This window comes from Winogradskyella wandonensis, from assembly GCF_004346845.1.
GTDB classification, from domain to species: Bacteria; Bacteroidota; Bacteroidia; order Flavobacteriales; family Flavobacteriaceae; genus Winogradskyella; species Winogradskyella wandonensis.
In genome coordinates, this window is record NZ_SMGI01000002.1 from 801,587 (window position 1) to 824,173 (window position 22,587).

A 22,587-nucleotide genomic window follows, 5' to 3' on the forward strand; every position below is an offset into this window, starting at 1 on the left:
TATGCTGAAACACTCCCGAAGCGTCGGGACAGCATGACGAAAGCGTCAATTATCCGAAGCAAACCATTCTGCAAAACTAGTAGCAGTTTCTTGTAATTTTAGAGAATGAAGCTTTATATTTTCTGGTAAATGTTTCTTTATTTTTTCGGCAAAATCAATAACCATCATTTCGCTTGTTGGTTGGTAATCTACAAGCAAGACATTATGGCCTCGGTCCGCTAATTCTTTAGCCAATTCTACATGTGGCGTATTTTTGTTAAATACTGTAGCATGATCAAAAACGTCAACGATTTCTGCTTTTACAATTTTTTTAAGGTCACCAAAATCGATAACCATCCCAAATTTTACGTTAGTGTTATCCGAAATAGGCGTACCAATTACCGTGACATCTAGTCTGTAGCTATGCCCATGAACGTTTTTGCACTTACCATCATAACCGTAAAGCGCATGGCCAGTTTCAAAAGAAAATTGTTTAGTAATGCGAATATTGCTCATGCCCGTAAATATAATGCTGCAAAGATATTATAAATGTAAAAAGAATTGCTTTTTAGATTACATTTGCTCACTTTTTTTAAATATAGGAAAGAATGAGTTGTTTTAAATTTAGTATTACCTAAGGTGAGTAGCTTGTTTGAAGCTATTCCGTTTTCTGAAAATCCGTTATACGAAAAAATTATAGCAGATATTTGGAGTCAGAAGTATAGTATTGTTGATGATTTTTTCATGCAAGATGAAGTTTTAGCGCTAAGAGAATCCTTACTTCTGAAGTATGAAGAAGATACATTTAGAAAGTCTGCAATTGGCAACAAAACCAATGAGGTTGTAAAAAAATCTATCCGTGGCGATATTATTTTATGGATAGACGAGTATTCCGCTAATTCCGCAGAGCTCATGTTTTTTAATAAAATTAATGACCTAAAAACATATCTTAACCGTACTTGTTTTCTGGGTATTAATCAGAAAGAATTTCACTACGCTATTTATCCAAAAGACACCTATTACAAAAGGCATTTAGATACGTTTATGAATGACGATAGAAGGCGCTTGTCTTTTGTTTGTTATTTAAATAGTGAAGACTGGAAACCAGAAAATGGAGGTGAGCTTGTCTTGTATTTAAAAGATGAAGAAAAGGTTATTTATCCTTTTCCTGGAAAGGTTGTTATTTTTGAGAGCCAAGAACTAGAGCACGAGGTAAAACCTGTAAACACGCCGAGATTGAGCATTACGGGTTGGTTAAAAACCAGATAAAACGTTATCTACGTCCTTTTCTTTTATTTACAAAATAAACAATGACTAGTACCAAACCTAATAAAAGAAACAATCCGTTTCCACTAAAAAAACTTAAGATATCCATTTAATTGTCTTTTAATCTTTTCTTTCTGCTTCTGTATATAGCATAGGCAATAACTACTAAAACCAAAAAGGGTAATAGTGTTCCTATAAAAACACCTATAGCGTAACCGCTATCCGGAGCCTCCTTAAGCTTTTGGTCAATGTCTGTACTTTGTAATAAGGCAATGAAAAGTTTCATTAAAATAGTCGTTTGTAATTAACCGCATGCCAAATCGCGATATATCGCTCAAATTTAAGAGTTTTGAGCAAGTGGACTAAAGGTTTTCCTAAATTTTATGATTAATGGTAGACCTCGCGCTAAAATCCAAAGGGTAAATGCAATAAAAATACCATGTAGCTTTAGGTCTAAACTATCTGTGTAAACAATCACTGGGATAAAGACCAGTAGTGTTGAAAACAAGAGAAGATTTCTAAGGTATTTCATGCGACCGAGGCCTTTAAAAACACCGTCGAATATAAAGGCTAAAGCGCACAAGGGTTGCATAAGGAGTACTATCCAAAACACGTCGTAAAAGGCATTCAAAACTTCAGAATCATTACTAAAAATTTGGCCTATTGGAAAATAAAGTAAACCACCTACTGCTGCCATAAGTAAGCCAACGAAGATGCCATATTTAATAAGTTTGGTACTTAAATCTATAAGGTTTTTGTAGTCTTTTGCGCCAAGTAATTTACCAGATAAGATATTTCCTGCACTGGCATATCCGTCTATTAAAAATGCCCCTAAAAACCAGAGATTTATTGCAATTGTATAAGCGGCAATATATTTAGGTCCATAAGACGTCGCAAAACTAGTGGCAAAATACAGTGCAACATTTAAGGCAATAGTTCTTATAAATAAATTAATAATCATAAGAATAAAACGCTTTATCTCAGGGTTAAACGGGAATTTAACAAGCAGAGGAATATCCGTCTTTTTTAATAGGTAAATAGCAGATAATATGGCCATAAGAATTTGAGCAATAACACTGGCATAAGCAGCACCTTTAATGTGCATTGCAGGAATTATATCGGTAATACCGTAAACGAGTATAACATCGAAAACTATGTTTGCTAGTGTACCTGCTAGTGCAATAAGCATTGGCTGATAAGTGTTTTGAAGTCCTCTAAACGTTCCAAATACTGCAATAGTAAACAAGGTAAATGGAAAGCCGAAAACACGTATTTGATAATAATCAACACTGTAATCTAGTATAACGTTTGAAGCATTGTACAGTTTAAAAATCTGTGATGCAAATGGATAGGTAAAAGCTATGATTAATACACTTAAAGCCGTAATAAGAAAAATAGCTTGTGCGGGTAAATTTTTAACGGCACCTACATTGCCAGCACCTAAATACTGCGATACAATAGAAGATATAGCGCTACGCGTTTGCCCTAAAACCCAAATAAGCATTGATAAAAATGTGGAAACAATACCTACCGCCGCCAAAGACTCCGTTGCGTTCAATGACATGTTACCAATTATTGCCGCATCCGTTAATGATAAAATAGGCTCTGAAATTCCAGAAATTAAGGCTGGAATGGCTAATTTATTAATATGTTTTAAAGAGATGGAGCTAATTTGTGACAAAAAAATATTTATCACAAAGGAACGAAAGATGATTGAAGATTTATAAATTAAATGAAAAATTATCAAGTTCTGAATTGACTTTGTTTAAGAATTCAGCTTTGTTTTCATTTTTTAAATCATTCTCTTCTAATGATTTCAATATAAGATATAATATGTTGACACCGAGACTGTCTGAAATCTTTTTAAGTATATCTATACTAGGTCTTCTTGAGTTATTTTCGATTTCAGACAAGTAAGTATTTGATATACCAACCGTCTCTGCTAACTCTTTTTGAGTAATTTTTTTGCCTTTTCTTATATCTCTTAAGGCTTTACCAATATTCATAAGTTTTGAGTTTACCCACTCAAAAAGCTTTTAATAGCTTCAATGGCTTCATGAGTAGCTAAATTTTTTAATAAAGACCAAAGTAAATGGTCGCTAAAGTTTTGTTTTTTGTTTTTTTGTTCTTCTGTTAATTCTTTAAGAAGCTGAATATTTTCAGTTCTTTCTTTCTCGGTTTCAGCTTTCTCTACTTGTTCTTCGACAAGTATTACTAACTTCTCTAGTAGTGATTTTTTCATTCTGTACTAAATTGTTTAAATACTCTGTTGCTCTTCGCTTTGAAGGAAAATAGTTTTTCATAATGTTTAATTTAATGGATTAATTAATTGTTTATTTAAGTGTAAATATATGATAAATTTTTTAATATTCCACTATTTGTGGATTTTTATTTCGCAAATAGTGGAATATTACTATGTTAAGATTAGCTCGTAACAATGAAAAGGCGATTCGCTTTGTTTTGGAAAGAAAATATCACCTAATCGTTTATAGCCGCGAAGTTCGTAAAACTTTTGATTTCTTTTGTTCCCTGAGAAGGTATCTAATCGTATGGATGTATAGTTATTTTCTATGGCAAAGCCTTCAGCAAAATCCATAAGTTGTTGCGCATAGCCTTTTCCTTGATGCTTAGGGTCAACAGCCAATCTATGGATGTAGATGTTATTTTTAGTTTCGGTTAGCCAATTAATGGGTATATATTCATCATCCATAATTGTGGAAATTACAATAGTACCAGCAATTGCATTATCTATTTCTAATACGTAAAGCTCACCACGATTTACATCCGTAATAAAGGCGTCTTTATTTGGGTAGTACTCGTTCCATTGAAAAATTCCTTTAGAAATCATGTGTCTGGCACAAGATTTTGTCATTTTTATAATCGATTCAATATCCGATAATCTCCCTTTTCGAATCATTAATTATGTGTACTTTTGTGTTAAATTCTAGTGACATGAAAAATATTTTAGTCCCTGTTGGTTCCTCAAAAAATGCAAAAAGTCATTTACAGTACGCCATTGATTTTGCAAAAGCGTTTGGCGCTAAAGTTTACGTGGTTCAAATATATAATGTTTATACCAAAGCAGGAACTATGATTAAGATAGACCATATTCTAGAACGCGAAAGTCAGGCTTTTCTCGATGAACATGTTGCATCTGTGGACAAGAAAGGTGTTGAGGTCGTTACTAGAGTTTTTAAAGGAAATTTGGTTGATACTATAGGACTGGCCTGCAAGGCACTTAAAGTAGATCTAATCCTTTTAGAGCCGAGAACAAACTCTATAAAAGAAGAAGTCTTTTTAGGTAAAACTTCTGGTAAGATTATAAAACAAACGCAAATACCAGCCTTAATTGTGCCAGAAGGTTATGCTTATAAGCCAATTGTAAAAATACTTATGGCAGCAAAATCAGTGGCTTTAGAGAAAAGTGAAGCGTTACAGCCATTAAAGTCTATTAAAGAGCAGTTTAAATCAATTATAAATTTACTGCTTGTTAAAACACCATATTATAACGAAGGTGATTTTGAGGTTAATGAAGAACTTAAAGCGCTTATAACTAATGCTGAAAATGTCGAAGCACCTACAACGTTCCAAGGTGTTTTAGAGCACTACAAAGACCACAATCCAGATTTACTTTGTGTCATAAGACGTAAGCGAGGATTTTTTAATAAGCTGTGGGAAAAAAATACAATTCTTAAAAAAGATTTTCATAGCACAACAATGCCTGTATTGGTGTTAAGTGGTTTAAGATAATTGTAGCCTAAAAGTAAACCCTCACAACAGCATTAGTCGTTAGCCCAAGAGAAAATCTCGAAAATTTGTCAACCACATCATTGTTGTTAATCCGATAATAATTGTTAATGGCGTTTTCTCTATCGGAAATATTCCATACAGAAGCTCCAACCTCTGACCTTAAAGCGTTACTTATTTTAAATTTATATAAGGCGGAAGCATCTATTCTTAAATAGTCTAGGAGCCTTTCATTATTAGCGATATCAAAATTTATGGCATCATCGACGATTTCGTTACCATCTAGCGGTACTGATGTTGGTTTTCCTACTCTATAATTAACGCCAGCAGAAATGTTCCAAGATTTGTTGCTGAATGTTGTACCTAGAGTAATTGAGTGGGTAATATCAAAATTACTTGGAAAAATTCTATCCTCAAGCGCTTCAAATGTATAGGTGTTATTGATGTAAGAGTAGCTTAGCCAACTATTAAAATTTCCGAATGATTTTCGGCATAAGAATTCCAATCCAAAGGCATCATAATTGCCTTTTTCCTTTGCAAATTCGTATTTAGTGGTGAAGCTTTGGCTTTGTGTAGTTATACCATCTACCTTTTTAAAATAGCCAATAGCATCTAACAACCAGCCACTATTTTTATACGTTATTCCAAGAGAAACTTGTTTGCTCTGTAAGACAGGAATACTATCATTATCGGTTAATTGCCAACGTCTTTTTTCAACACCTAAAAAGTCGTTTTGAAAATTCACGATTTGCGACGTGCTTTGATGTTTAAATTCGCCTTGTGCTTCAATTTCAATGTTGTCTCCTAAGGATTGTCTGACGCTCAATCTTGGTTCGATAATTAGTTTTTGAAATTTGGATAAGTAATTTGCTCTTACGCCACCTCTTACAGAAAAATCATTACTTCTGTTTTTATACCACGCTTGGCCAAAAGCACTGTGCTCTCTTAGTATTTCTTCGTCGCGTCTTACAAAACGTGGCAAATCAATATCGTTTAAGTTTATAACTTCGGTTTCGGTAAATTGATAACCAAGATTAAACTGCCATCGATTCCTTTTGTACATATTATTTAGCAGAATGCTTGATTCTGAAACGATATTTTCTTGTAATTGTAATTGATTATTTAAAACGTCTGCATTAAGCGCCTCAAGTTTATATTCAGTGTTGTAAACATTAAGTGTTGTAGATAATCTTTTGTTCCACTGTCTTTGATAATTAAGACCAACTGCGAGACTATTTTGTGAAACGTTACTGCGTCTAGATTGAGGAGCGCCATTAATAGTTGCAGTTTCGTTAAACCCTAAATTGTTATTTATTACTATAAAATTTAGTCTAATTAAATCGTTGTCAGTAGGTTGATAAAGCCATCTAAGTGAAGCATCGTAAAAGTCGAACTCTTGATTAGAGTTTGTGACGTTTAGCATATTACTTTCGGCCTCGGTGTCTTGCGTTACTCTATCAAAGTATACGTTATAGGTCGGTGTTCTTACGATATCGTCTAAAGATTTTCTAGATGCTACTTGAAGCGAAGATTTGTTTCCGATGGGAATATTAGAGAACAGTTCGGCATTTAAAAAATTAAGCCCTACAGTAGTACTGAATTTTGAATCGATTTGTTTGTTGGTCTGCATATGAATTGTACCAGAAACGCCATCTGTTAATGACACATCCGAGCCATTATTGATGACGCTCGCCGTTTGGGTCATAAGCGGATTGAAACTTGAAATTAAACCAAAAAAATGACCTGTTTGATACATTTTAATATCGTCCCATAGCATTAAATTTTGATCGTTAGAGCCGCCACGAATATTTATATTCGAAACCGTTTCGTCCACACTTAAAATGCTCGGTAAAGCTTGTACCGTTTGCAAAACGTCTGACTCTATGAGTCCTGGTAAAAGACTAAATCTATTGTAATCTATCGATGTTGTCCAATCCTTCCGTTTATCGATACCTTTTACGATATACGTTTCAATAAGCACAGGAGCTATAAGCTCTTGCTGAATAAACATGGATATAGTAAAGCACTCCTTAAGATTAAAAAACTTTACTTGACGCTCAATGGTTTTAAAACCTAGATGTCTTATGGTTAAGAGTTCGTTTTTAGATTTAAGAGCTATTTCAAAATAGCCGTTTTCATCGGTAATGGCGTATGCATATTTGCTTTTTATTGTGGCTCCAGTAAGCGGTGTTTGTAATTCTGAATCTTTTATGTAACCACAAAGTTTTAAAGGCTTGGAAATGGAATAAACCATAGGACTAATTTGCTCGAAAACAAAACCTGTTTGATTTTCGAGATTCTTTATCTTGGCAGACAAACTTAATGTTTCTGGAGGTGGTTTTATTTTTAAATTCTCTAATAGGCTAGTCTCGTAATTGAAGCTGATGGAGTGAATTTTAGAGATTTCGTCTAAAATCTTTGAAATGGAGACCTTCTGTTCTAAATTTTGTCCTTGTAGTTTGGATAAAAGACAGACAGACAGGCATATTAGTATATAATATTTAGTTTTCCCCATTCTCTATAATGACCATATTATTCGGTTCGATTATATAAGTCAAATTAAGAGGTTTTGAGATAGATTTTAGGGCATTTTCAAGATTATCATGTTCAAAAGCACCTGTAAATCGTAAACTTAGATTAGCTGGATATTGAATCTTGATATTATATTGCTTTTCTAGTTCTTTAACCACAGCATCGAAAGAGGCATTATCGAATACACTCATATTTTTAAGCCAGTGCGGTTCTGTTATGGCAATATCCGATTTTACACCTTTTCCAGAAGACAACATAAACGCTGTTCCTGCTGGTAGTTTAATGCTGTTATTGTTATAGCTTACCTGCACAAGACCTTCGTAACAAGCCACTTTAAATACGCTGTCTCGAGAAAAGACATTAAATTCTGTACCGAGCACACTTACGGTTCCAAATTCGGTGCGCACATCGAATCGTTTTCCTTTTTCTACATCAAAAAAGGCTTCTCCTTTTAAATCTAATGACCTAGTTTCTTGCCATTTAGATGTATTGTATTTTAACTCGGATAGCTCATTAAGATTTACAGTTGAATTATCGGGTAAGACAATGACCTCATTTTGGGCCAACTCCGTATTAAATGTGTTGATATTGTCTCTATTAACCAGCGTAAATAAAGCAAAACCAACAACGAAAATTGCTGCTATTGCAGACACTGCTTTTGCCCAATTAATAGATTTGCCGCTTTTAGAATCTAACTTTTTGTCTAATGCAGCAAAAGACTCAACTTTAGCATTAGTGTTCCCGCTAAAACGCTTAGATTCTTCAATAATTTCTTTATATAGGGCAGCATCTTCCAACGCTGAAAAAGCTTCTGCTTCTTCGTTGGTAAGGTCATTAGTTAACCATTTTTTTACTAAGTATTCTTTATCCATAACGTGCTGTTATATAACTAAAACAACTCAAGATGCTATTATCCCAAAATTATTTTCAATTTAATTCTTCAAGCTCATTTTTAAGTTTATTTAAAGCAGAGTAAATTCTGTGTTCCGCTACCTTTTTTGTAATTCCTAATAGTTCTGCCACCTCTTTTTGGGTCTTACCATCTACTTTATTTAGTAAAAAGGCAACGCGTTCATCTTCTTTTAGCCCAGCTAAAGCACGCTCAAAGCGCTTTAAAAATTCTTTTTTTCGTAATACAAATTCAGGTGACTCGTTAGTGTAGTCCTTTGGTTTTACGTTTTGGTACTTTAAAACCACCTTTTGATGCTTTACGGCATTTAACATCATATTATTAGCCGTTGTGTATAAATACGATTTCGCGGTCTCTGGTTTTATTTTAGAACAGTTTTCCCATAACTTGATAAAAGCCTCTTGGACCTTATCTGAGGGGTTTAATAAATCGCCATATTTATAAAAGAGAATATTACTTAAGGATTGCGCATACTTATCGTAAAGCTTTGAGAAGCGTACTTTATCACAAATATCCTTATGTAATGACTTTGACAAAAATTATCGTATTGATGGATTACCAAGATAGAAAAAAATCTAAATAGAAATTTGTTGGGAAGATTTAAGTTTTAGTTGTCTTAAGTATATAGAAGGCCATTTTCTGGTTATTAATTTGTAAAGTACTGAAACACTCAATGCAACCTTTTTCTGTAAATAGAACAACAACATTTATTAAATCTATTTCATTAATGAAACGAAAGGAGTTATTGCTTTGTGCGCAAAAGTTAAAGACTCTAGAAGCTATATTAGAAAAAGAGTATACAACAATAAACCTCTATAAATATCGCCAGGTAAATGACCGACTATATAATTTGAAAGCTATAATCTCTGATTTAGAAACATTAGAATTAAAAATTTTAAAAAATTCTTGGGACAATCTATAATTAAGTTGTTATAAGAATAAAGAAGGCTATTTAAAAGCCAATCAAAAAACGAACAGTATATAAAATCACTAATTATGAAAACATTAAAACCAATCTTACTATTAGTTCTAGGTGTTGTATTTACAATGACATCTTGTAGAACAGAAGACGACTTATCGATTGATCCACCAGTCGAACAAACCATCGAAGCCAGTTCTATGGTTGCAAATCTAATGAGTAGAACAGCAACCAACGATGGCTCTAGCGATAATATCATAGATAGCGCAAGTTGTTTAAGCGTGCAATTACCAGTTACAGTGACTGTAAACGGGATAGAGCTTGTTATAAATGACGACGATGGTTACGAGGATATAGAAGACATCATTGATTTATTTGATGACGACGTGGATTCTGTAGTTGTTTCGTATCCTATAACAGTAATTCTTACAGATTATTCTACTGTCGTGGTTAATTCGGATGCAGAATTAGAAGCTTTAGGAGAAAATTGTCTTGGTGAAAACGAAAACGATGATGATATAGAATGTATTGATTTTCAATACCCTATTACAGCTTCAGTTTTTAATGCAAACAACGATTTAATTGACACGATTGTTATCAATAACGATAACGAAATGTATGATTTTATAGATGATTTGGACGAGTTTGTAGCGGTTACTATTAATTTCCCAATCACAGTAATTTTTGCTGACGGAAATACCCAAACCGTTAATAGTATTCAAGAATTAGAAAATGCTATAGAAACTGCAGATGATACTTGTGACGAGGATGATGATAATGATTTTGATGATGACGATTGTAACGATTGCACAACAAATGACCTTGAAACAGTTTTTGCAGATTGCGCAGAATGGACGGTTGATAAACTAGAACGTAACGATAATGATTTAGAAGACAATTATGTGGGCTATACGTTTGAATTTAATAACGACGGAACCATTCTAGTAACTCAAGGCACCAATACATTTAATGGTACGTGGAGCGCAATGGGCTCAGGAAATAACATTTCGGTTATGATTAATGTAACAGGCTTATCGGACTTTAATGATAACTGGAATTTACACGAAATAGAACAAGAACCTGGAGAAGTAAAAGTTGACTTAAGATTGGGCGACGATAGACTTCGTTTTGAAAGTGATTGCACATCTGGAGGAACAACGGTAGATGATACAGCACTGGTAAATGCGTTAACCACTGGAGATTGGTATGTTACGTATTTCTTTGACGACACAGACGAAACCGCAGACTTTTCGGATTATGTTTTCAATTTTGCTTCTGATAATACAGCCACAGCAACAGACACAAACGGTTCTACTAATGGTATATGGTCAACAACATCTGGAGATGAGACTGTACTTGGATTAAATTTAAATTTTGGCACAACAATTCCGCTTGACGAATTAGCAGATGATTGGGATGTGCTCGAAGTTACTAACGATATAATTAGACTAAAAGATATTAGTGGTGGCGACGGCTCTGAAGATTTTTTAACTTTTGAAAGAACACCTTTTAGTGGCGGAAACGGTAATGATAATCTCACTACCATTTTGTCTGACGGTCTTTGGGTTGTAGCATCCTACACAGAAGACACTGATGACCAAACGGCTAATTATTCAGGTTATCAATTAAATTTTGATTCAGGCGGAACAGTTTCAGCTTCAAATGGCACTAATACGAATAATGGTACCTGGTCTGTATTTAGTTCTGGGAATCAAATGGCTCTTAATTTTGGGACAGACATTCCGTTTAATGAGTTTAACGATGACGATTGGGATGTAATTTCTGTATCGGACACACAAGTTGTAATTCAAGATGTAAGCGGCGGTGGCGGTGGCACAGACACGTTAACTCTTCAAAAAATTTAAATAAATAATTAAATTAATCTAAACACAAGTATTATGAAAAAAGGATTTTATTATAGCGCAATAGTTATGTTAAGTCTAACCTTAATGTCAACACAATGTTCTTCCGATGACGACGCAGGGCCATTTGATAACAGCCAAGAAATTGCTGAAATCGTAAGTACAGCGGAGTCAGGAACATGGAGAATAACAAATTTTAATGACTCTGGACAAGATGAAACCTCGGATTTTAACGGCTACAATTTTAGTTTTAATTCTGATGGATCTTTAGTCGCTACCAACGGAACTAATACAGTATCAGGAACATGGTCTGTAACAGATGATAGTAATAGCAGTGACGATAGTAGCAGTAATGATGATATAGATTTTAATATTTTCTTTCCTGTACCAGAAACCAATGATTTTGAAGATTTAAATGACGATTGGGATATCGTTTCAATATCAAATACTAGAATAGAGTTAATAGACGTCAGTGGCGGAAACGGAGGAACGGATTTACTGACTTTCCAAAAAAACTAAACCAAAACAGAGAGACTATTTAATCAAATAGCTAAGTATAATTTTCCCCCAAGTGTTTGATTAAAGCAACCAGCCATTAATAATGGCTGGTTTTGTTTTATGTTTATTTAGATAATTTATCTCAAAATATCTATTTAAAATTCTATACATTTGCTTTGCTTATATGTTTGGTTTTTTATCAAACAAGTTAGGGGCATTAGCTCAGCTGGCTAGAGCGTTTGGCTGGCAGCCAAAAGGTCATCGGTTCGACTCCGATATGCTCCACAGTATTTAAGAAGTCTTCAATTTTTGTTTGAAGGCTTTTTTTGTTTTTGATATATAAAGTTTATTATCGGAGGAGAAGTTTACCCTGAGCACGGTCGAAGGGACTCCGATATGCTCCACAGTATTTAAGAAGTCTTCAATTTTTGTTTGAAGGCTTTTTTTTGTTTTTTTTAAACAAGAAAATCTAAAGTAGATTTGATAACTTCTTCAAATTCACTAGAAATATAGTCATGTGGCCATGGGTGGCTAATGTTAAAAACATGGTCAGCATTTTTAATTATTTCTAGTTGACTTTTTGGGTTCCAATTATTGATGCTTTCAGCTTCTTTTATAGAAATTGATGTGTCAGAGTTACCATGGATGATTAGCTGAGGTATTTTTATTTTTTGGCATGCTTTTTTAATATCCAAACGTTCTTTATTCTGAATGTAATCTTCGTAGAATTGATAATAATGCGGCATTTGCTGCTTTGTCCGACCGTTAGTTACATATTTTACACCATCTTTTTTCCATTGGTCTAAGTTACCAACGGTAGCGGTGCGTTTTCCAAAATCGCAAACGCTAGCCAATGTCACTAGTTTTTTAATTCTGTTATCCTCGGCAGCTTTTAAGATTGCAATTCCGCCACCGCGACTGTGACCAATGAGGTAGATTCTCGAAGTATCAACAAATGAATTATCCTTAAAATGTGTAATCGCCCAATCAATTACATCACCTAAGTCATTAAGTTCTTTAGAGTAATTATTATTCCCAAAAGCTTCTAAATCTGGGAAATCTATGGGTTGCTCAACCGTTCCTCCATTATGCGAAAAATTGAATTTTATAAAACAGAAACCATTTTTAGCTATACGTTTAGCCATAATATCCCATGCACCCCAATCTTTATAGCCCTTATAGCCATGACAAAATATTACTATAGGACTAATTTTTAATCCTTCTTTACAATAAATATCAATAAGAATGGGTTTATTCTTTTCTCTTTTTAAAACTATATTTTTTTCAATGGTCATTAATCGATTTCTTTTTCTTTAAAGTGAATTTCTGGATTACATATTTCTAGAATTAATTTTTTCAATTGCATTTCAAAATCTTGAAGAATAGTCTCTGTAATTAGTTGCTCTTTGGTTCGGCTACTAAAAGATGGTTTTAATCCAAACTTTAAGAATCCTTGTTTTAAATTCTTAAAGGAAATAATTCCCGCTTCTACAGGTAAGTGTATTAAGCCTTGTTTTTGCATCATATAGACGTAACACAATACTTGAAAGGATTTACTATATTTCTTATAATCTGTAGTAAGAAGGCCCCAATCGAAAATTTCTACCTGATTTTGCTCTACCTTTCCAGATTTGTAATCTATGACTCGAACGATGCCATTTAACTCATCTACACGGTCTACTTTTCCTTTGAGCTTGATTGGAAAGTCTAATTCTCGAAGAGATATAGGAATTAAATTATCGACTTCTATAGCTATAATTTTTAATGTGTTTCCGCTTTGCAATAGTTCGATTTCAGAATCAATAAAATTTGTAACATATCGCTTAGCAATCTCGTAAATTATTAAATTTTTACCTGTAGCGATATCACCTTCCTTATATTCTTCTTTAAAGTGAAGGGATACGGTTTTAGTAATTAAAGACTTCATTTTAATTAAGTCCTCAACGCTTAGATAATGGCCTTCAAAAGTTTTATAAAAATCTTCTAGTGTGTTGTGGATAACCGTTCCTAGTGTATTTGCTGCAACAGTTTCTTCTACATCTTCAGAATCTTTAACACCTAAGACTTTTTCCAAATAAAAATCTATGGGATTTCTTATGTAATTTGTTAGCGATGACGGCGAAAATCCTTTTTCGGCAACTAACTTTAACTGAGTTATAACAGATTCATCTTTTTTTATTTCGATTAAGTTCTCTTCAACTTGAGGGATTTTTGGCGAGGCGACAACATGTTTTATATCATGCACACCGTCAACTTCTAATTGGGTAATAAAACGACTTTTTTCACCACCTTTTAAAGTGTCCACTTCTGTATTATATATAAGGTATATATGTTTTGCGCGTTGGATAAGATTGTAAAAATGGTAGGTGTAGACCGCATCTTTCTCTTTAAATGTAGGCAATCCATTATCTATTTTAACATCAAACGGTATGAATGAATTATTTGTTTTACCACCTGGTAAAATACCTTCGTTTACGGAGCTAATGATAACTGTTTCGAAATCTAAAACGCGTGACTCTAGCATACCCATAATTTGTAAGCCCTCCAAAGGTTCGCCTTTAAAATCTAGTGTTTCTGTATTTAATAGTTCTTTATACACTGCATATAAAGTTGAGACGTCTTTGATATAATTATATTTAGAATTTAGCGTAGAAAGCTCATTAAAGAGTGTATTAAACCTATAAAGATATTCCAGCTCTAACTGTTTTTTAAGCTTATCCTCGCTTAGGGCAACTCTTAAATTTTGAATTAGTTTGTTACATACTTTAATAATTTCCGAGATTGAAACGTCCCAGTTACCAAACAACAGCTTAAGAATAGCCTCGTCTTTGGCATCTCCAAATTTAAGGATGTCAGAAACGCTTAAGTAAACGTGATTATTTTCTTGTATAGTGTTTATAATGTGCTGACTTGACTTTAAAAGATAATTAACCATGGGGTCAGAGAGGATAGCGATTACTTCCTTGTAGTAAAATTTATGGCTATTTAAACGATGAAGATTAAATAATTGAATAAAAAGTGCATTAAGGGGAACATCCTTTAGAGGTAGGCCCATAGTAACATTGACTGATTCTACAGTTGCTGGTAGCGAGTTTAGAACTGGTGTTAGTAGTGTCTCGTCTCCTAATACTACGGCGGTGTTATTTAAGTCCGGATTATGGTCTGAAATATTCTTTAATAATTGCCCTATATACTTGCTTTGACCAATGGATTTTGGGCATCCAATCGCTTTTATTTGTTTTGGTTTTGAATAATTTTTTCCAATCCAATTAAAAGGATGCTTTTGGTAGTGATTCCAATGCTCTTTATATTTTCTTGCAAAACGACCAGCACTGTGCATAGTGTCATTATAGTAATGCGAATCTAAATCCCAATATATCTTGGCTTTATCATGTTTTAGAAGTGTTTGTATGATTTCACTTTCGCAACTGTTTAGAGCATTAAAACCAAGAAAAATATGAGTTTTAAAATTATTTTGAGCGTAGGATTCTATATGCTTAGTAGCCTCTTTATATATTAAGCCTTGATAGGCTATATTTTGCGATATTAAATCATTGGTGAGCTGATGATAATAGGCCTTTAGATTTCCCCAAAACCTCAGGTAATTGTTAATAAGCTCAGTCTTTTGGTTTTCTAAAGACCAATGATTAATTTCTTGTATAGCACTTAAATAATCAAATATTTCGTTTGGAGGAACCAAATATCTGTCTACTTCATTAAAATCTTGTATTAGAATCTGCGCCCATTTCGAAAAAGTCTCAAAAGGTTCGGTACTATTTACTGGAGTTATTTTTTTATATGTACTGTAAAATTGAAATAAAAGCTCAATTCCAGAAATCTGTTTTAGCTCAGATAGTTCTTGAACAAAATCTTCGATACTAATAATATCCGGGGCGAAGCTTGTCTCTTTTAAATAATGATGCAGGTTGCTTTTTAGAAATACACCAGCTCTTTTACTAGGTAGAATAAAAACGCAATTAGCGAAGTTTACACTATTTTTTTCTAAATCTTGTAAAACATCCTGAATAAATATTTGCATGCCTAAAAATAAAAAAAGCCTCGGATATCCGAGGCTTTTAAAAAAATTATATGTTCTACAAATTAGTTAGCTAAGTTAATCTCAACTCTTCTATTTTGTTTTCTTCCTTCTCTTGTTTTGTTAGAAGCAATTGGCTTAGACTCACCAAAACCTTCAGCTGACAATCTAAATTCATCAACACCGTTAGCAACTAAATAATCTTTTACAGATAAAGCTCTAGCATCAGATAATCTTAAGTTAAGTTTTTCTGAACCAACACTATCTGTGTGACCTTCAACTGTAAATTTAGCAGAAGGATATTTATTAAGTATAGCAATAATGTCAGCTAATACTTGCTCAGATTCTTTTTTGATTGAAGATTTACCAGTATCAAACAAAATAGTCTTAGCATATTCATTTAAAGTATCTTGAACTTCTTTAGTTACTTCTGGGCACCCTTTGTTAGCAACAGTACCAACAACATCTGGACAGTCATCGTCTTTATCTAAAACACCGTCACCGTCTTTATCTTGGTATGGGCACCCTTTGTTAGCAGCAGGACCAGCTTCGTTAGGACATGCATCGTCACCGTCAGCGATACCATCACCGTCAGCATCTGGACATCCAGCTAAATTTTTAAGACCAGGAACAGTAGGACATTTATCACTACCATCTACAACACCGTCACCATCAGAATCAGGACAACCATTAAACTCAGCTAAACCAGCTTCGTTAGGACAATCGTCTTTAGAATCCTCGATACCATCGTTATCAGAATCTGGACAACCGTTGAACGCTTCTAAACCTGCAACTTCTGGACAAGCGTCTTCGTTATCGTAAATTCCGTCACCGTCTGTATCAGTTCCGCCAAATTTGAAGGTTACACCTAGAGAATGCTGAAAGTGCTTTGGTAAAACATCTTCAAAAGAGTGCTTGTATGCAGATTGAGCATCTATTGCAACAAATTCATTTATCCAGAATTTTATACCTAAAGTACCGTTTAGTGTCCCAGCACCTACATCATCAACCCAAGTATATCCACCACCTACTCCAAGGTATGGGTCAAATACTTTTGAATTAACTAAATCTTTAAAACTGTAAGAAACCGTACCATCTAAAGCAAAATATGTCAAATCATCTACTTCATTTGTTGTTTCTGCACCAGTAACTAAATTAACATTTGATCCAAACTTACTAATTCTGTTCAAACTTCCTGCGGCCGTAAAAGTAAAACCATCATCTAAATATCGTGAAACAGCTGCTCGAGATATGAATGGTAAAATATTCCAATGATCCTCAACGTTGAAATATTCATCAAAAAATTCACCTTGAGGAGTTGGCTCACCTACAGGGTAAACATCTACGGCATTTACACCAAGCGTAAAAGCCCAAGGGTTGTTCTTATCCTGAGCGTTAGCAGTGCTAAAGCTCGCTAAAAGCACAGCTACAAATAATAATCTGCTAAGATTTTTCATATTCTAAATAATTTAATTTTAAGTGTTAATTGTTAGCAAATGTAAGTTGTTAAATATTATTAACAAAGACAAATATATAAAAATATTGATACAAAGCCTTTAAATATAGCCATTCTAAAGAATTTATATGATTTCTAATCTTTGACCTACGTCAATAAAGGCTTCAATAGCTTTGTCTAGATGTTCCTTTTCGTGAGCTGCAGATAGCTGGACTCGTATTCTAGCTTTATCTTTTGGCACGACGGGATAAAAGAAGCCAATAACGTAAATGCCTTTCTCTAGAAGCATATTTGCCATTGTCTGAGATAGTTTTGCATCGTATAGCATAACAGGGACTATAGCAGAGTCACCATCAATGATATCAAAACCTGCGTTTTTTAGTCCAGTTTTAAAGTAATTCGTATTCCATTCTAGTTTATCTCTAAGAGATGTATCACCAGAAAGCATATCAAATACTTTGATAGATGCTCCAACTATAGCTGGAGCAAGAGAGTTTGAAAATAAATATGGTCTTGAGCGTTGTCTAAGGATTTCTATAATTTCTTTTTTTGCAGTTGTATAGCCACCCATGGCACCACCGAGAGCTTTACCAAGTGTTCCTGTTATAATATCTATTCTACCTAAAACCCCTTTTTCTTCTAGCGTTCCTATTCCAGTTTCTCCAATAAAACCAGTGGCATGGCATTCGTCAATCATTACCATAGCATCATATTTATCTGCTAAATCACAAATTTTATCTAATGGAGCAACTAAGCCATCCATAGAGAATACACCATCCGTAACAATTATTTTGTGGCGTGCACCATTTTTATTGGCTTCAACGAGTTGCACCTCTAAGTCTGCCATATCATTATTCTGATATCGATAGCGAGCTGCTTTACACAATCTAACACCGTCTATTATTGATGCATGGTTTAAAGAATCGGAAATAATTGCATCTTCCTTACCTAATAAAGGCTCAAAAACACCTCCATTTGCATCAAAAGCTGCAGCATAAAGTATGGTGTCTTCCGTTCCGTAGAAGTCTGCTATTTTTTGTTCTAATTTTTTATGGATGTCCTGTGTTCCGCAAATAAAACGTACCGAAGACATTCCAAAACCATGGGTATCCATAGTATCCTGAGCAGCTTTTACGACCTCTGGATGGGAAGAAAGACCTAAATAATTATTAGCACAAAAGTTTAAAACTTTTTGCCCAGTACTTAATGTAATTTCTGGACCTTGTGCAGAAGTTATAATGCGTTCTTCTTTAAAAAGTCCAGCCTCTTTTATGTTTTCTATTTCTTGATTAAGATATTCTTTTATTGCTCCGTACATGCTTTGTTTTTTTTGAGTGTTACAAAGTTACTATTTAACTTCTATAATTTTAATATCCTCATTAACGTAAACTAATAATTTTTTTTCGATTTTATAATTCATTTCCTCCAAAGCATCAGCATAAGTTTCTAGCTGATTTTGATGCGTATTGTCAATGGCGCCAGTTTTATAATCTATGAGTATTGCTGAATTTTCATTTATTGCTATTCTATCTGGTCTTAAAAATTGCCCTTCCTTGGTAATGATGTCTTTTTCGTTTAAAATTTCATATGTTTTTGAGAAATAAGCGCTTATTTGTTGGTGTGTCACGACAGACAAAACAAGTTGTTTTAGATCCGTACTTTCCGAAGATTCTATATAGCCGTCACTAATCATTAAGCGTATGGCTTCTTCCACATCGTCAATAGTTTTAATTTTGGACATGACAAGATGGATAAGATTTCCATAATTAATAGCTTGTTCTTGTTCTGTTTCCCATAGTAATCCAGCTTTGGTAATCACTTTTAGATTATGAGATTCTTTAGGAGTTGAAATAAATTCTACATCTTCGATTAAATCGTCTGAAACTGTCCTATCAGTTAATCTAAATTTTTCCCCAAATGCGTAATTGGGTTTTTGGTCTTCCCATTGACCTTTTGCTTTTAAGTACTTAATAAAAAGACCTGCATAGGTTTTTTCATTGACTTCACCTTTAGAATTAATATCCTTTTTACTAACAACATATAGTTGTTCAACTGCTCTGGTTAGACTAACGTACAAAAGATTTATGCTGTCCAACTCTAGTTGCGACTGGTGATTGTTATAAATAACTTCGCCTGTTTCTCCGTAATCTGTAAAGTCTTTAGAGTAATTAATTAACGTATGGTTAAAGCCATTATAATCTTCAGGCTTTAAAGTAAACCATTCTTTAGGTTCTATCTCGCGATACATATCTAAATCTGCAAACGGAAAAATTACAATAGGGAACTCAAGGCCTTTAGACTTGTGTATGGTCATTACCGAAACGGCATCTAGATTACTTGGTGTGGCAATACCTAAGTTCTCTTTTTTTGAATCGAAATAATCCAAAAACCCTAAAATATCCGAAGCTTCTTTATTAGAATAATCTAACACGGTATCTAAGTAAAACTGAATGTATGCATCCGAGGTCGAGGTGCATAAATTTAAACCACGAATTAATTCTTCGGTCGCCTCGTAGAGTGGAAGTTGAATCAACCTTTTGTGATTTAAACTAAGACCAAATGCGCTTAAGTTTTCAAATAATTCTGGCGTCGAAAACTCTAAATAAGTACTAAAAAAAGCATGCTTATTTTCAATAGTAAACACTTCTGACAAAGCACATAAAACATCAAGTTTTAGTTTTTGATTTTCGGGTTTAATTAATAGCGTTAGTAACAAATTAATTAGCCTAACTTTTGGTGAGTTGTTTAATAATAAGGTTTCAGAAGAAACTATGTTAATAGACTTACTCGTTAGATGTTTAGAAATGGCAATACCTTCCTTTTTCTTTCTTACCAAAACACAGATGTCTTTCAGACTGTATCCTAATTCGATGCACGAGTTAATAATCTCTAGAGTCTTTTGGATGTAAGCTTCTGTGCGTTCTTCGGCATTTTCAAACTCTAAGAACGAAAGATTAACATAACCATCTTGTTTTTTTAAAGTCTTTTGATGCGCATCTTCATAGAGCATTTTAAAGTCTTCTTTTGTAAAGAAAGCATCTGATATAAAACTGAAAAATGAATTATTAAAATCAATAATTGCTTTGTAACTTCTGTAATTTGTATCCAGTTTTTTGACTTTTGCCTCTGCCTGAAATGGATTACCCACACCTTTATATAGATTTACAAATTGTTGGGCATCACCACCTCGCCAACGATAGATAGATTGTTTAGCGTCGCCAACAAGCATCGCAGAACCGTTGTTAGACGAAAGTGCATTATCCATTAAGGGCATCAGGTTTTCCCACTGCATTTTGGAGGTGTCTTGAAATTCGTCTATAAAATAATGTTTAAATTTTTCGCCTAAACGTTCGTAAATAAAGGGCGTAGGTTGGTTTCTTATTTCTTTGCTTATAATAGTATTGAAATCTGAAATTAGTACTTTGTTTTCAGTTTCTTTTAACGTCTCTAATTCTTTTTGAAGGGCATTAATAACAGATAACGGCGTAATATTTTTATAAATGGCTTTGTTAAATTTTAACTCTATAAGCCAATCTTTGGTTTGTAAAAAAGCATCGGCCAAATCTTGCTGAATGCTATTTATAATTTGTGCAACATCTTCAGAGACACGTTTAGGATATAGTGAACCGCCTTCCACAAGTGTAGTCTGCCATGCGGAATCTAAATTTAGATTATACTTTTTTTCTGAAAGACTTAGAAAATAATTAGGAAGTGATTTTCGATTAAAATCATCGAATTCAAGCCTAGCTTCACTAATTAAAGAGAGTGTTGTCTCGGCTTTTTCTTTAATTCTTTTTTCTAAGACAGTAACTTTTTTAGTTATCTGCGTTTTAAGAATTCTAAAATCTTCAAGCGTTTTATCCTTTAATAATGCTATATACTCGCTATCGTTTTCGCTTAATAAGAGTTTGCTTATTTTTCTAAAATCGTTACTTATATCCCAACTTTTGTCGTCATCTGCTTTTTCGATGGCAAAATCAACAAGTAGTTTTGTTAGTTTTTCGTCTGTTCCGGCTCTATCAATTAAGTTATCTACGGCTTTTGTTAGAAAATAGTCTTGGTCTAATTCGACTTCAAAATTTACAGGTAGTTTAAGGTCAAAGGCAAAAGTTCTAATAACTCGGTGAGTAAAGGCATCAATCGTAGAAATATCAAAAGCACCATAATTATGTATAATCTTTTTTAAGACAATCTTTGATTTTTGATGAAGTTCCTCTGCTGAAATTAAAAGTTCGCTACAAATATCTCTAAACATCGAGTCGGGATGTTTTTTGTAGTCTTCAGAAGAAAAGGCCTTAAGCTTATCAATAATTCTTGATTTCATTTCACCGACTGACTTATTGGTAAACGTAATAGCAAGAATATTCTTAAAATGCTCATAGTTTTTAGAGCGGATTAGAAGCTTTATGTAAGACTTAGCTAGCGTGTAGGTTTTACCACTTCCTGCGGATGCACTATATATTTCAAAAGTCGAGTTCAACAGATTAATTTTATACCAAAATAGGTAATCTTAATATTTTATTTAGATTTTCTTTAACTCAAAATCGTAAATTTGTTAAAATATAATTATAAACATTTAAACAAAAATATTATGGCTTTTGAATTACCAAAATTAAAATACGCATACGACGCATTAGAACCACACATCGATGCTCGTACAATGGAAATCCATCATTCTAAGCATCACAATGGATATACCACAAAACTTAATGCTGCAATCGAAGGAACAGATTTAGAAGGAAAATCTATCGAGAATATTTTAACTAATCTAGATATGTCTAACGCTGCTGTGAGAAATAACGGTGGTGGTTTTTATAATCACTCATTATTTTGGGATGTCATGAATCCAGAAGACAGAGGATATTTATCAGGAGAATTAAAAGATGCTATCGAAGCTAAATTTGGTTCTAAAGACGCATTTGTAGAAGCTTTTAGTAAAGCAGCAGCTACACAATTTGGTTCTGGCTGGGCTTGGTTGTGTGTACATGATGGCGGAAAAGTAGAAGTATGCTCTACACCAAACCAGGATAATCCATTAATGCCAGGTGTAGGTTGCGGAGGAACACCAATTTTAGGATTAGATGTATGGGAGCATGCGTACTACTTAAACTACCAAAACAGAAGACCAGATTATATAGATGCTTTCTTTAAAGTAATTAACTGGAATGAAGTAGAAAGACGCTACGCTGAGGCGAAGTAAAATTTTATAATCATGAAATATGAAGCCCAAGTCGAAAGATTTGGGTTTTTTGTTTTTCGAGATTCTCCGTACTCAAAGGAATAAAATTGAAAAAGGTGAACGAGATGTTCACCTTTTTGCCCCAAATCTACCATAAACTTAACCTACTTATGTTATGGTAGAAACAAATATATATTAAGACT

The 22,587-nt window shown here is 33.7% G+C and carries 19 protein-coding genes and 1 tRNA gene; 6 read left to right on the forward strand and 14 right to left on the reverse strand.

The genetic code is table 11. The features are described from left to right. Positions 1-45 precede the first annotated feature (45 nt). A complete protein-coding gene (locus tag DFQ05_RS08395) occupies positions 46-495 on the reverse strand; it encodes a 6-pyruvoyl trahydropterin synthase family protein (RefSeq protein ID WP_132704939.1) in 450 nt (149 codons plus the stop codon). Positions 496-618: 123 nt separating this feature from the next. Between DFQ05_RS08395 and DFQ05_RS08400 the strand changes: the two genes are divergently transcribed. Continuing rightward, positions 619-1,248, forward strand: a complete 630-nt coding sequence (locus DFQ05_RS08400; protein WP_132704940.1) for a 2OG-Fe(II) oxygenase — start codon at positions 619-621, stop codon at positions 1,246-1,248. Between the two features lie 106 nt (positions 1,249-1,354). Here the strand turns inward: DFQ05_RS08400 and DFQ05_RS13670 are convergent, their stop codons facing one another. The 5 genes from DFQ05_RS13670 to DFQ05_RS08420 all read right to left on the reverse strand — a co-directional run bounded on the left by DFQ05_RS13670 (position 1,355) and on the right by DFQ05_RS08420 (position 4,162). Then, positions 1,355-1,531, reverse strand: coding sequence for a hypothetical protein (locus DFQ05_RS13670; protein WP_199221975.1), 177 nt, complete (start codon positions 1,529-1,531; stop codon positions 1,355-1,357). A gap of 54 nt (positions 1,532-1,585) precedes the next feature. After that, positions 1,586-2,926 carry an MATE family efflux transporter gene (locus tag DFQ05_RS08405; protein ID WP_241974233.1) on the reverse strand — a complete coding sequence of 447 codons (1,341 nt, stop codon included), beginning with the start codon at positions 2,924-2,926 and terminating at the stop codon, positions 1,586-1,588. 40 nt (positions 2,927-2,966) lie between these two features. Then, positions 2,967-3,251 carry a helix-turn-helix domain-containing protein gene (locus tag DFQ05_RS08410; RefSeq protein WP_132704942.1) on the reverse strand — a complete coding sequence of 95 codons (285 nt, stop codon included), beginning with the start codon at positions 3,249-3,251 and terminating at the stop codon, positions 2,967-2,969. Positions 3,252-3,262: 11 nt separating this feature from the next. Beyond that, positions 3,263-3,487: a hypothetical protein gene (locus tag DFQ05_RS08415; RefSeq protein WP_132704943.1), complete on the reverse strand. Its 225-nt coding sequence runs from the start codon at positions 3,485-3,487 to the stop codon at positions 3,263-3,265. 171 nt (positions 3,488-3,658) lie between these two features. After that, positions 3,659-4,162, reverse strand: coding sequence for a GNAT family N-acetyltransferase (locus DFQ05_RS08420; RefSeq protein ID WP_132704944.1), 504 nt, complete (start codon positions 4,160-4,162; stop codon positions 3,659-3,661). A gap of 35 nt (positions 4,163-4,197) precedes the next feature. On the opposite strand from DFQ05_RS08420, the gene DFQ05_RS08425 reads away from it, so the two are divergent. After that, complete coding sequence (locus tag DFQ05_RS08425; RefSeq protein WP_132704945.1) at positions 4,198-4,995, forward strand: universal stress protein; 798 nt, start codon at positions 4,198-4,200, stop codon at positions 4,993-4,995. A 7-nt stretch (positions 4,996-5,002) separates the two neighbouring features. Here the strand turns inward: DFQ05_RS08425 and DFQ05_RS08430 are convergent, their stop codons facing one another. The 3 genes from DFQ05_RS08430 to DFQ05_RS08440 are packed head-to-tail and all read right to left on the reverse strand — an operon-like array spanning position 5,003 to position 8,970. Then, the gene (locus DFQ05_RS08430) at positions 5,003-7,507 is read right to left on the reverse strand and encodes a TonB-dependent receptor (RefSeq protein WP_132704946.1); all 2,505 of its coding nucleotides are present in this window, start codon (positions 7,505-7,507) and stop codon (positions 5,003-5,005) included. Beyond that, positions 7,494-8,396, reverse strand: coding sequence for a FecR family protein (locus DFQ05_RS08435; protein ID WP_132704947.1), 903 nt, complete (start codon positions 8,394-8,396; stop codon positions 7,494-7,496). The genes DFQ05_RS08430 and DFQ05_RS08435 overlap by 14 nt, the downstream gene beginning before the upstream one ends. Before the next feature lie 55 nt (positions 8,397-8,451). Beyond that, positions 8,452-8,970: an RNA polymerase sigma factor gene (locus DFQ05_RS08440; protein WP_132704948.1), complete on the reverse strand. Its 519-nt coding sequence runs from the start codon at positions 8,968-8,970 to the stop codon at positions 8,452-8,454. Between the two features lie 460 nt (positions 8,971-9,430). Here DFQ05_RS08440 and DFQ05_RS13675 point away from each other — a divergent pair, with 460 nt between their 5' ends. The 3 genes from DFQ05_RS13675 (at position 9,431) to DFQ05_RS08455 (ending at position 11,998) form a co-directional block, all read left to right on the forward strand. Beyond that, positions 9,431-11,218 (forward strand): hypothetical protein, encoded by a 1,788-nt coding sequence (locus DFQ05_RS13675; RefSeq protein WP_199221976.1) that lies wholly within the window; start codon positions 9,431-9,433, stop codon positions 11,216-11,218. A 33-nt stretch (positions 11,219-11,251) separates the two neighbouring features. Then, positions 11,252-11,734, forward strand: coding sequence for a hypothetical protein (locus DFQ05_RS08450; protein ID WP_241974234.1), 483 nt, complete (start codon positions 11,252-11,254; stop codon positions 11,732-11,734). 190 nt (positions 11,735-11,924) lie between these two features. After that, positions 11,925-11,998: transfer RNA gene (locus DFQ05_RS08455), tRNA-Ala, on the forward strand. A 170-nt stretch (positions 11,999-12,168) separates the two neighbouring features. Here the strand turns inward: DFQ05_RS08455 and DFQ05_RS08460 are convergent. The 5 genes from DFQ05_RS08460 to DFQ05_RS08480 form a co-directional block, all read right to left on the reverse strand. Next, positions 12,169-13,008 (reverse strand): alpha/beta hydrolase family protein, encoded by an 840-nt coding sequence (locus DFQ05_RS08460; RefSeq protein WP_132704949.1) that lies wholly within the window; start codon positions 13,006-13,008, stop codon positions 12,169-12,171. Further along, the gene (locus DFQ05_RS08465) at positions 13,008-15,752 is read right to left on the reverse strand and encodes a PD-(D/E)XK nuclease family protein (protein WP_132704950.1); all 2,745 of its coding nucleotides are present in this window, start codon (positions 15,750-15,752) and stop codon (positions 13,008-13,010) included. The genes DFQ05_RS08460 and DFQ05_RS08465 overlap by 1 nt, the downstream gene beginning before the upstream one ends. 62 nt (positions 15,753-15,814) lie before the next feature. Beyond that, positions 15,815-17,206, reverse strand: a complete 1,392-nt coding sequence (locus DFQ05_RS08470; RefSeq protein ID WP_132704951.1) for an OmpA family protein — start codon at positions 17,204-17,206, stop codon at positions 15,815-15,817. A gap of 123 nt (positions 17,207-17,329) precedes the next feature. Beyond that, positions 17,330-18,523 (reverse strand): glycine C-acetyltransferase, encoded by a 1,194-nt coding sequence (gene kbl / locus DFQ05_RS08475; protein WP_132704952.1) that lies wholly within the window; start codon positions 18,521-18,523, stop codon positions 17,330-17,332. Positions 18,524-18,553: 30 nt separating this feature from the next. Then, positions 18,554-21,685 carry a UvrD-helicase domain-containing protein gene (locus tag DFQ05_RS08480; RefSeq protein ID WP_241974235.1) on the reverse strand — a complete coding sequence of 1,044 codons (3,132 nt, stop codon included), beginning with the start codon at positions 21,683-21,685 and terminating at the stop codon, positions 18,554-18,556. 111 nt (positions 21,686-21,796) lie between these two features. On the opposite strand from DFQ05_RS08480, the gene DFQ05_RS08485 reads away from it, so the two are divergent. Further along, positions 21,797-22,405, forward strand: coding sequence for a superoxide dismutase (locus tag DFQ05_RS08485; RefSeq protein WP_132704954.1), 609 nt, complete (start codon positions 21,797-21,799; stop codon positions 22,403-22,405). Positions 22,406-22,587: the final 182 nt, after the last annotated feature.